At 53.2% G+C, this 7778-nt stretch carries 9 protein-coding genes; 6 read left to right on the plus strand and 3 right to left on the minus strand.

The window, feature by feature from the left end; genetic code table 11:
- The first annotated feature begins 1 nt into the window (after position 1).
- The 3 genes from ACMZ66_RS19295 to ACMZ66_RS19305 all read left to right on the plus strand — a co-directional run bounded on the left by ACMZ66_RS19295 (position 2) and on the right by ACMZ66_RS19305 (position 3326).
- Positions 2 to 1453, plus strand: a complete 1452-nt coding sequence (locus ACMZ66_RS19295; RefSeq protein ID WP_416939727.1) for an efflux transporter outer membrane subunit — start codon at positions 2 to 4, stop codon at positions 1451 to 1453.
- Positions 1454 to 1561: 108 nt separating this feature from the next.
- Entirely contained in the window at positions 1562 to 2173 is a 612-nt protein-coding gene (locus ACMZ66_RS19300; protein WP_416939729.1) for an alpha-ketoglutarate-dependent dioxygenase AlkB family protein, read from the plus strand.
- A gap of 106 nt (positions 2174 to 2279) precedes the next feature.
- Positions 2280 to 3326, plus strand: coding sequence for a LacI family DNA-binding transcriptional regulator (locus ACMZ66_RS19305; RefSeq protein ID WP_416939730.1), 1047 nt, complete (start codon positions 2280 to 2282; stop codon positions 3324 to 3326).
- 9 nt (positions 3327 to 3335) lie between these two features.
- Here the strand turns inward: ACMZ66_RS19305 and ACMZ66_RS19310 are convergent, their stop codons facing one another.
- Entirely contained in the window at positions 3336 to 4550 is a 1215-nt protein-coding gene (locus tag ACMZ66_RS19310; RefSeq protein ID WP_416939732.1) for a glycosyltransferase, read from the minus strand.
- The gene (locus ACMZ66_RS19315; RefSeq protein ID WP_416939734.1) at positions 4540 to 5127 is read right to left on the minus strand and encodes a DNA-3-methyladenine glycosylase I; all 588 of its coding nucleotides are present in this window, start codon (positions 5125 to 5127) and stop codon (positions 4540 to 4542) included. Before ACMZ66_RS19315 ends, ACMZ66_RS19310 begins: the two co-directional genes overlap by 11 nt.
- Before the next feature lie 293 nt (positions 5128 to 5420).
- Between ACMZ66_RS19315 and ACMZ66_RS19320 the strand changes: the two genes are divergently transcribed.
- From ACMZ66_RS19320 to folD, 3 genes are read left to right on the plus strand one after another with little or no spacing between them, the layout of a single operon-like run.
- Positions 5421 to 5717 carry a YggT family protein gene (locus ACMZ66_RS19320; RefSeq protein ID WP_416939736.1) on the plus strand — a complete coding sequence of 99 codons (297 nt, stop codon included), beginning with the start codon at positions 5421 to 5423 and terminating at the stop codon, positions 5715 to 5717.
- A 37-nt stretch (positions 5718 to 5754) separates the two neighbouring features.
- A complete protein-coding gene (locus ACMZ66_RS19325; RefSeq protein ID WP_416939738.1) occupies positions 5755 to 6087 on the plus strand; it encodes a DUF167 family protein in 333 nt (110 codons plus the stop codon).
- A complete protein-coding gene (folD, locus tag ACMZ66_RS19330) occupies positions 6084 to 6983 on the plus strand; it encodes a bifunctional methylenetetrahydrofolate dehydrogenase/methenyltetrahydrofolate cyclohydrolase FolD (protein WP_416939740.1) in 900 nt (299 codons plus the stop codon). The genes ACMZ66_RS19325 and folD overlap by 4 nt, the downstream gene beginning before the upstream one ends.
- Positions 6984 to 7071: 88 nt before the next feature.
- Here the strand turns inward: folD and ACMZ66_RS19335 are convergent.
- On the minus strand, positions 7072 to 7778 hold a 707-nt coding region (locus ACMZ66_RS19335; RefSeq protein WP_416939742.1), incomplete at its 5' end, for a hypothetical protein.

Here is a 7778-nt window from a genome sequence, read left to right on the forward strand (position 1 = left end):
CATGAGAAACCATCGTCTTTTCGCAATTTCGGGCCTGGCTTTGCTAACTGCCCTTGCCGGGTGCCAGTCGGTTGGGCCGGACTATACAGCACCTAAATTTGATCTGGTCGGGGCTTATACACCCGATATTCCGATCATTGCGGCATCGCAGACCCAACAAGGTCGCTGGTGGGAAAGCAGCACCGATCCGGTTTTGAAATCCCTGATCGATGAAGGTGTTGCCAATAACCTTGATCTTAAGATCGCGATTAGCCGCATTCGTGCCGCAGCCGCAACCGCGCGCGGAGTTGAGGCCGCCAATGGCCCGACGATTGATGCATCTGTTGATGGATCGGCAGAACGCAGTACCTCAAGCCGGGCCAGTGGTAGTCGGGTTGATGATCTTGGTTATGGGGCGGGGCTTGATTTGTCTTGGAGCCCGGATATCTGGGGCGGACAAAGCCGCGAAGAAGAAGTTGCGACCGCAGATTATCTTGAGCAGGTCTATCTGCGCGAAGATGTCTATCGCACGATGATTGCTGACATCATCACCAACTATATCGAGCTTCGCGGGGCGCAAAAACGCCTGGGGCTTTTGCAAGACTCGCTTGATCTGCAACGTCAAACCAGCAACATCGTGCAGGTACGTTTGCAAACCGGGCTTGGCTCGGAGCTTGATCTGTCGCGTGCCCGGGCTGAGGTCGCCGATCTTGAAGCTACGGTTCCAACCCTTCAAACCAGCATTGATCGGTCGATCAACGCGATCTCGATCCTGGTTGGGGCCCAGCCGGGACAACATCGTGATTTGTTGCTTGATGTTTCGCCACTTCCGGAATTCCAAAGCAGCCCACCAATTGGCATTCCAGCCGATCTTTTGCGCCGTCGACCGGATGTTCGTGCGGCTGAACTGGCATTGATTTCCGCGACCTCGCAAATCGGTGTGGAAACCGCAACGCTTTATCCGGAACTGACCTTAAGTGGGTCCTTGGCATTGGGCGTGACCGGTTTTGGTACAGGCCCGATCATTCGAACCGCGATGGCCGCCATTGGGGCGTTGATCGAAGGAACGATTTATGACGGTGGTGAACGGCGTGCCAACATCACCGTGGCCGAAGAAGAAGCCGAACAGGCCTTTTTGACCTATCGCCAGACGCTTTTGAACGCGATTGAGGAAGTCGAAAGCGCGATTTATGGCTATGTCGGCGCGATGCAACAAAGGGATTCGTTGATCGCATCGGTTCAGTATCACAGTGATGCATTTGAACAATCGCGCGTCCGATATGTGCAGGGGCTTTCGGACTTTTTGGATGTGCTTGATTCCCAACGTAGCCTGACCGGGTCGCTGCAATCATTGGCAGATGCCGAAACCGATCTGGAGCTTGAAACCATCAATCTCTATAGCGCGGCGGGGTTGAGCGTTGAGGATGTCGAACGTTACGCCAATGATGCGGGTGTGACGCTTGTGAATGGCTAACGCATATCGATCGAAGCTTTTGCAAAAACATATATATCAGCGAACTGTGGCTTGAGTTTCCCGGTCTTTCGGCCTAGGTCTGTGGCAGGATGACTTCCGGGGAAAATCATGACCGGCGATCTGTTTGCCAATGAACCACCACGCAACCTTCTGCCGTTTGACGGCGAAGTGTTGTTGCTGCGTGACATCATGGATCATGATGCTGCGGACAGGACCTTTATCCGTCTTAAAAGTGGCATCGTCTGGCAGCAGGAAATTGCCAAAATCCATGGCAAGGAAATTCCGGTACCCCGCCTGACCGCGTGGTATGGCGAAGTCGCCTATCGCTATAGTGGGGTCTATCACCCGGCAAGCCCGTTTCCGTCCGTCGTTGCGCCCTTGCGCAAGCTGGCGGAAGATTTATCGGGCGCGTCCTTTAACACGGTTCTTCTCAATCAATATCGGGATGGGCGTGATAGTGTTTCCTGGCATGCCGATGACGAAGAAGTTCTGGGTGATAACCCGACGATCGCCAGCCTGACCTTTGGCGAAGAACGCCGCTTCCATTTCCGGCACAAGAAATCAGGCGATCGGATCAGTGTTGATTTGCCCCATAACTCGGCCCTGATCATGTCGGGCGCGACGCAACATTGCTGGGTGCATCAATTGCCCAAAACCGCCAAGCAGGTAGGCCCACGCATTAATCTCACCTTCCGATATACCTGTCCGGAATCAAGATAGCGCACCAGCCATTGACTTCTGGTAGAGGTAGGCTGCTTTTGGCTATAGTGTAGCCAATTCAAATCAATAGCACTGTGACACACACGGGTTCAGGGATAGGGAACGCATGGCAAAGCGCGTAAAACTTCTGGATGTCGCCAAGGCGGCCGGGGTTTCGCAAGGGACAGCGTCAAACGCCTTTGGTAAGCCCGATCTGGTGCGCCCGGAAGTTCGTGAACGCATTTTCGAAGCCGCCAAGGAACTTGGTTATCGCGGGCCGCATGTGATGGCACGCATGCTGCGCACCGGCAAGGCGGGTGCGCTTGGCGTGGTGTTTCCCGATAATCTTGAATATGCCTTCACCGATCCGGTGGCGATCGAATTGCTGCGCGGTATTGGCCGTGAATGTGCCCATCATGGCGTCAATGTCATGATTATCTCTGCGGAAAACCCAGAACAGGCGATTGCGGCGGTTAACAATGCAGCCGTTGATGCCTTTTTGGTGCATTGCTATTCCGATAATAACGACATCATCGCCGCCATTCAGCGTCGCAACCAACCGCTGATCAGCATCGATACCGATATTGCTGGTGCGGCGGGAACGGTGGTGCTGGACGACTTTGGCGCCGGACGAAATGCTGCGCAGCATTTGCTTGAGTGCGGTGCCAAGAAATTCGCCATCCTGTCACTTCAGGCAACCGAACATGACCATTTCGGACCAATGAGCTCGAACCGACTGGGGGCTGCCAGCCACCGGGTGGTACGAGAACGCATGGCGGGTTATCACGAAGTTCTTAAGACCGCGGGCATCAATGCGGACGATGTCATTCATATCGAATGCGACAACCAGTCCGAACACAGTGCGAAGCTGACCGCCGAAATGCTCACCACCCATCCGGAAATTGACGGTATTCTTGCGATGTCAGACGTGATTGCCATCGGGGCGATCGATGCAGCACGTGCTGTTGGGCGCAAAGTTCCCGAAGACCTGAAAATCATCGGCATTGACGGCATCCAGGCGGGTGAACGCACCGACCCGCCACTGACCACCATGTATCAGGATTTTGTCGAAAAAGGCCGCCTTGCCGCCGAACTCGCCCTTTCCGACACGACGGGCAAAACCATCACGCTTGAAACCAGCCTTTTACTGCGCGGTTCGAGCAAGCCAGTTTGATATTCGAACTTATTTCGGGAAGTCGGAATTCGGTAATTCGCGGTTTCCCGCTAGACCGTCCCAAACGGCCAGATATCGATCGTTCATGGCGTTTAGACTGTAATGATCAATGATGCGTTTGCGCGCTGCTGTCTTGCGATAGGTCTTGGCATCCGCGTCTTCTGACAGAAGTTCTGCAATTGCGTCGGCCAAATCACCCGGTGTTTTGAGGGGAACAGTTTTCCCGGTGCCGCCCAAGATTTCCGCCACGTCGCCGACATCATTTCCAATGGCCGGAACACCGCATGCCATGGCTTCGCCAATGACATTGGGAAAGCCTTCGCCAAAGCTTGACGCCAAAACGGCGATATCAAACGCCGGAACCAGTTTTGCAACATCGCGCCGTAGGCCGAGTGCAGAAACATGCGGTTTCAGGTTGTCCGGAACATCAAGTTCACCCGTTTCATGACCGATTAGGACCAGATGCGCATCCAGCCCTTTTTCACGAACCAACTGCATTGCCGCAAACAAGGTTGCGTGATCCTTCGCCGGGTCTTTGCGTGCGACCATCCCGATCAATGAGGTGTTTGGGGAAATGCCCAGTTCCGTGCAAAGGCGTGCTTTGGCATCCGGGTCTGGTTGCCATTCTTCGGTATCAAATCCGTTTGGAAGAAAAGCCCATTTCTTTGGTCGATACCCACACTTGATGTGGTGACGTTGTCCGGCATGTGAATTGGCCGCGACCAGGGCAGGTTGCCCGGAAAGCTTCGCCAAAAGCTTCAAGACAATGCGTGTCGATTTGCCATAAAGCGACAAATCCATTTCCGCACAACGAATGTTCCAGGCGAGCCGCTTGGTGCCGCGCCCAGACAGCTTTGCCGCAAGGGTTGCGATGAAATCTGAATGGTAAAGCCAGGACATGATGGCATCTGGTTTGGTGCGACGCATCAGGTGTGCAAGCTTGATGATAGCCCTGGGAAGATCGCGGACACCCGATGTCATGCCCAGACAATGAAGCTCGACACCCGCCGCAATCAGGTCGGCGCCATAAACACCTTCATTCATCAATGAAACGACGATTTGTCTTGGTGCTTTCGGATCGCTGCTTTTGGCGTTATGGCAAGCGATCCGGGTCAGGACACGCTCTGCGCCCCCGGCATCCAGTTCATTGATGATGTGCATAACCGTTGTCATACCAAGGCTATAGCAGGCCTTGGCCGATCCGAACAGATGGTTACTTGGCAAGTTCTTGGTAACGGAAGCAATCGGTGGTGTGGTCCATCACGATGCCGGTGGCCTGCAGGAACGAATAGATGATGGTGGTGCCAACGAACTTCATGCCGCGTTTTTTAAGATCCTTGGAAATCTTGTCGCTAAGCTCGGTCGAGACCGGGACGTCAGACATGGCTTTCCAGTGATTGATCACGGGCTTGCCACCGACGAACTGCCAGATATAGGCATCAAAGCTTCCAAATTCCTTTTGGATGGCAATAAACGCCTTGGCGTTGGCGACACTTGCCGCGACCTTGAGCTTGTTGCGCACAATGCCGGGATCATTCATCAGGGCCTGCTGTTTGGCATCATCATATTGCGCGATCTTTTCGACATCAAAATTGTCATAGGCCGCGCGATAGGTGTCTCGACGGGCCAAGATGGTCAGCCAGCTTAAACCAGCCTGCGCACCTTCAAGGATCAGCATTTCAAAGAAATGCCGGTCGTCATGAACCGCAACACCCCATTCTTCGTCGTGATAATCGACATAGAATTGCTTCTCGGAATGGACATTGGCCCAGCCACAGCGCGGGTGATCGTGATGGTTCATGCTGACGTGCTCCTTGAATGGTGGGCTTCATTTTTGGCGTGTCGGGCGGATGGCTGCAACCGGTAATCAACGGGTGACTGACATCTCCTGACAGTTTCTGGCAGGGGGAAATGAACGTTCGTTGATAAACCAAGGGTGACAGGGATCACAAAGTCGGGAAAACTTGGGGCAGTTCGCGGCAAAATCAACGCTCTGCGCTTGCGTTGAGCGCCATTGCCGACTAGGTTTTGCAGCGTGCAAACATCTTACCGGGCATCGATTGCATATCTGCCCGGCGATCGTAAGGAGCGGCGATGCTGGCGATTTTTTGGCTTATTGACACTGTAGTTGGTATCTACATTTTCATGCTGATTGCATCTGCAGTCCTGTCATGGCTTGTGGCGTTCAACGTGATCAATACCAGCAACCAATTCGTCTATATGGTTGGTGATTTCCTGTATCGTGTCACCGAACCGGCCCTGCGCCCGATCCGGCGGATCATGCCTGATCTGGGCGGGATCGATATTTCGCCGATCATTCTGATTTTGGTTCTGCAGTTTGCCAACACGCTGATCCAGACCGATGTTCGTATGGCGCTTGTCGGCTTTTGATGTCTCATATCGTCCTTTGAATTGTCTCATTTAGACAATGTCGGGTCCTGCATGCGTGATACGTTCTGATCAGGCAGGGATTTGTCTGTTCGTCAGGTTAACGCCAAAGGCATCACGCAACGCGATTGGTGATGTTGTGGCCAATGCCAACGGGCAAATGCAGCTCAGGGTTTCTGTGACCGCAGTGCCGGAAAACGGCAAAGCCAATCAGGTCCTGATAAAACTTTTGGCAAAAGCGGCCAAATGTCCTAAATCCTCGGTCAGAATTGCTTCCGGGCAGACTGATCGCAACAAAACGCTGCTGATAGATGGAAATCCCGAAGAGCTGATGGCGCAAATATCCCAACTTAGCGGGCGGACAGACACATGAGTGACGCAAAAATCATCGACGGCAAGGCATTCGCAGCCAAACTGCGCGAAGACATCACCGCAGAAGTTTCCAAGCTGAAAGCTGACCACGGCGTTACTCCGGGCCTCGCCGTGATTTTGGTGGGTGAAGATCCGGCAAGTCAGGTCTATGTGCGCAACAAGGGCAAACAGACCCTTGAATGCGGCATGAATTCCTACGAACACAAACTGTCCGCTGACACCAGCGAAGCAGACCTTCTGGCGCTGATCGCCAAGCTCAATGCAGATGAAAATGTCCATGGCATTCTCTGCCAGCTGCCAGTCCCCAAACATATTAACGAGCAAGCCATTCTGGCCGCCATTGATCCGGCCAAGGATGTTGATGGCTTCCACGTGGTTAATGCCGGCGCACTGGCAACCGGTGGCGAGGGATTTGCACCCTGCACGCCTTATGGCTGCCTGATGCTGCTTAAGGACACCCTTGGTGATCTGTCGGGCAAACGCGCTGTTGTGGTTGGCCGTTCGAACATCGTTGGCAAGCCGATGGCGCAGCTTCTGCTGAAGGAAAGCTGCACGGTCACCATTGCGCATTCGCGTACCCGTGACTTGCCCGACGAAGTCCGCCGTGCCGACATCGTCGTTGCTGCAGTCGGCCGACCGGAAATGATCAAGGGTGACTGGATTGCTCCGGGTGCGACCGTGATTGATGTTGGCATCAACCGCGTAGAAGGGACTGAGGGCAAAATGAAGCTGGTCGGCGATGTTGAGTATTCAACCGCATCCAAGGTCGCTGGTGCCATCACCCCGGTTCCGGGGGGTGTCGGGCCGATGACCATTGCTTGTTTGCTGAACAACACCCTGATTTCCGCCTGCCGTGCCAACGGCGTTGCGGTCCCGAACCTTGGGTTTGATAGCTAAGCCGTACGAACATATCGAAATGCGAAGGGTAGCCATTGGCTGCCCTTTTTTCCTGCTGATTTCTGATAAGCGGGCCAAAACAGTAACTTTAGTTAATGCTTTCCGGCTTAAAGGGGCCAACAATGGTGTCTGCTAAAGCAACTCTTCTTTCAGCTGCGAGCATTTTTATCAGTTCATCAATTCTTGGAGTTGCTTGTGAACTTAGGGCGTACGGTAATACGTCAGATAGCATTGGCAAACCTTTGACCCCATAGCAGTGCAGTCGTTGATTCTCTTCAAGTTGCCTTTTCTTCGAATCCCATGGGCAGTTTTCGTCGCCCCAGAAATGCTCTTGCTCGACAAAGTCTATCCATAGCCATGGGGAAACACGTTCAGGGTGCTTGTTTTTTCGCACACGCCAAAGAGGCTTGTAATCGCGAGAGAACAACACAAGTGAGCCGTCCTTCTCGCGCCACGAACCGTATGCATACACAAGGCGTTTTGGGACAAACGGTTCGGGTTGTGTCCGAGGGTTTCTGATTTCGAACGAAGCAACACCAGTATCCAGTGAACGATCAGTAATCAGGCGCAGGAAAGTTCCGTTGTGCTCTTTTACATATGCGGGGCTGTTATGCCGACCGGGAAGCTTCAATTTTACTATGTGACCAATTGAATTCTTCTCCTGCGAAAAACCGAATAATTGATACATCAGTTGAAGCCAGACATATTCGTATTCATTCTGTGACTGAAAATGTAGTCCCGGGATATGTGCGATTGATGCTATGTACAGTGCGGTCGACCAATCACAGTTGATTA

The sequence above is a fragment of the Thalassospira sp. genome (genome assembly GCF_048059015.1).
Classification (GTDB): Bacteria; Pseudomonadota; Alphaproteobacteria; order Rhodospirillales; family Thalassospiraceae; genus Thalassospira.